This is a genomic window from bacterium (genome assembly GCA_024228115.1).
Classification (GTDB): Bacteria; Myxococcota_A; UBA9160; order UBA9160; family UBA6930.
This window is the reverse complement of record JAAETT010000180.1, coordinates 1-840: the sequence shown is the minus strand read 5'-3', so window position 1 is coordinate 840 and position 840 is coordinate 1. Positions and strand designations below refer to the sequence as shown.

Here is an 840-nt window from a genome sequence, read left to right as displayed (position 1 = left end):
TTCAACCTTTGGAGCCATTATATCTTTATACGCGATTTTTAAATTATTGCGTAACTGAAAATGCCAATTGTGATAATTATTCCAACTAATATAATACCTGTTAACCTTATGGGTTTTTCGGTTGATACCTTTCTCGATAAACAACGGCATTGATACCTTAGCGGCATTCATCTTCTTAAGGGCCTCCCGAACCCGACCTCGAACCCGACCTCGACCCCGACCACGACCTCGACCACGACCCCGACCACGACCCCGACCCCGACCACGACCACAACCACGACCCCGGCCACTGATAATTAAAAGCAATCATATTTGCTCCTTTGGCAAAGGATGGTTCCAAGGGCAAATATCAACAACCGCGGCCATGCTTACAAACATTGATCCCACTGGCTCTACCTCGTTTAATTTTCCCTCTTTAATTGCTTGCATAAATCGCCCACTATCAGCAACCCACGAAGCTTCTTCAAGCTGAACCAAATTGCCAACAACCTTAACAACCCTCCCCACCTGGTGATAGGTAACTGTGCGAAAGAAAAAAGATTTCCCCACCATATCACCCAAACTGTTTATGTCTAAAACTTCCACTTCCGAAAACTGTTCTTTTATCTTTTGGTAAGTATCTTCCGACACTTCTATTGTTCTTTTCATGTTTTACCTTTCTTAACTTTTTAACAGCCCCTCTTCCGTGATATAGAAAAGCGGACTATATCCATAATCGAAGTCCGCAGCTTTTTGTAAATGTAAATTAGCCTCTTTTTTAGACATGCCGACTTCATCAACTAATATGCGCTGGTACTCTTTGTGCCATTCGTCTATGTTAATGTTCATCTTTACCCCCAT

At 42.6% G+C, this 840-nt stretch carries 1 protein-coding gene and 1 pseudogene; both read right to left on the bottom strand.

Going from position 1 to position 840, the window contains the following annotated elements; translation table 11 throughout:
- Positions 1-192 precede the first annotated feature (192 nt).
- Positions 193-294 (bottom strand): annotated as a pseudogene (locus GY937_09225) (methyl-CpG-binding protein).
- A gap of 12 nt (positions 295-306) precedes the next feature.
- The gene (locus GY937_09220; protein ID MCP5056890.1) at positions 307-648 is read right to left on the bottom strand and encodes a hypothetical protein; all 342 of its coding nucleotides are present in this window, start codon (positions 646-648) and stop codon (positions 307-309) included.
- Positions 649-840 lie beyond the last annotated feature (192 nt).

What these genes read in the sequence shown, in the direction of transcription:
- GY937_09220 (MCP5056890.1), bottom strand. Translation starts at nt 648, where the DNA reads ATGAAAAGAACAATAGAAGTGTCGGAAGATACTTACCAAAAGATAAAA.